Source organism: Aeromonas sp. ZOR0002 (genome assembly GCF_963866995.1).
Taxonomy (GTDB): Bacteria; Pseudomonadota; Gammaproteobacteria; order Enterobacterales; family Aeromonadaceae; genus Aeromonas; species Aeromonas caviae.
On the sequence record NZ_CAWMFQ010000386.1, the window covers coordinates 73,948 to 75,402 of the forward strand.

The 1,455-nt window shown below is 68.5% G+C and carries 2 protein-coding genes; both read left to right on the plus strand.

Features of this window, described 5'->3' with window-relative positions:
• The coding region (locus AACR77_RS21340) for a dihydroxy-acid dehydratase domain-containing protein (protein WP_231563241.1) at positions 1–848 on the plus strand (848 nt) is incomplete at its 5' end.
• Between the two features lie 9 nt (positions 849–857).
• A partial coding sequence (locus tag AACR77_RS21345) for a bifunctional 4-hydroxy-2-oxoglutarate aldolase/2-dehydro-3-deoxy-phosphogluconate aldolase (RefSeq protein ID WP_042882269.1) occupies positions 858–1,455 on the plus strand: 598 nt, incomplete at its 3' end.

Below are 1,455 nucleotides of genomic sequence, written 5' to 3' on the forward strand. Positions count from 1 at the left end.
TGGAGCTGACCTGGGACGACCTGAGCGATCTCTCCGACGTGGTGCCGCTCCTGGTGCGCATGTACCCGAACGGCCCGGCGGACGTCAACGCCTTCGAACAGGCGGGGGGCGTGCCCGGCCTGATGCGTCGTCTGGCCGAAGAGGGGCTGATCCACATGGATGCCACCCCGGTCTTCGGCGAGATGCAGGACTACCTTAGCCGTCCGGCACTGGTGGATGGCAAGCTGGTGTGGCAACCGGTGGGCGAGAGCGCGGATCCGAGCGTGCTCTCTCCCTCTGGCAGCGAGTTCCAGGCCACCGGCGGCACCAAGCTGCTGGCGGGCAACCTGGGCCGCGCCGTGGTCAAGGTATCCGCCGTCGCGCCCGAGTATCGGGTCATCGAGGCCCCGGCCCGGGTCTTCTCCTCCCAGCATGCGGTGGAGGCGGCTTACAAGGCCGGTGAGTTGAACCAGGACGCCGTCATCGTGGTGCGCCACAACGGCCCGGCCGCCAACGGCATGCCGGAGCTGCACAAGCTGATGCCGGTGCTTGGCAACCTGCAGAAGGCGGGTCACAAGGTGGCCCTGGTCACCGACGGCCGTCTCTCCGGCGCCTCCGGCAAGATCCCGGCCGCCATCCACGTCACCCCGGAAGCGCTGCACGGCGGGGCCATCGGCCTGCTCGCCGATGGCGACCTGCTGCGGGTGGATGCCGAGTCTGGCCGCCTCGACTGCCTGACCGATTTGAGCGGCCGTACCCAGGCCGAGATCGACCTCACCCTGGAACAAGAGGGGTGGGGCCGTGAACTGTTCAGCGTGATGCGTCGCGCGGTATCGAGCGCCGAGTGCGGCGCCACCATCTTTGACTAAGGAAGAGCTATGCAGAACTGGAAAGTGACCCCTGCCGAGGTGTTTGCCGCCTCCCCCCTGGTACCCGTGATGGTCATCAACGACCTGGAGCAGGCCCTGCCGATGGCCAAGGCCCTGCTGGATGGCGGCATCTCGGTGTTCGAGATCACCCTGCGCACCCCGGTGGCGCTGGACGCCATCGCCCTCATCGCCAAGGCGATGCCGGATGCCATGGCCGGTGCCGGTACCGTGCTCAACTGCGCGCAGTTTGATGCCGCCGTCGCTGCCGGTGCCCGCTTCGTCATCTCCCCGGGCATGACCCCGGCCCTGCTGGCCCACGCGGCCAAGAGCACGGCGCCGCTGATCCCGGGCGTGGCCACCCCGTCCGAGGTGATGCAGGCGCTGGAAGCAGGCTACGACCACCTCAAATTCTTCCCGGCCGAGGCGAACGGCGGCACCAAGGCACTCTCCGCCATCGCGGCGCCCCTGCCCCAGGTGAAATTCTGCCCCACCGGCGGCATCGGCCCGAAAAACGTGGCCGACTACCTGGCGCTGAAATGTGTGGCCACCGTCGGCGGCTCCTGGATGCTGCCGGCAGACGCCGTCAAGAGCGGCAACTGGGAGGAGG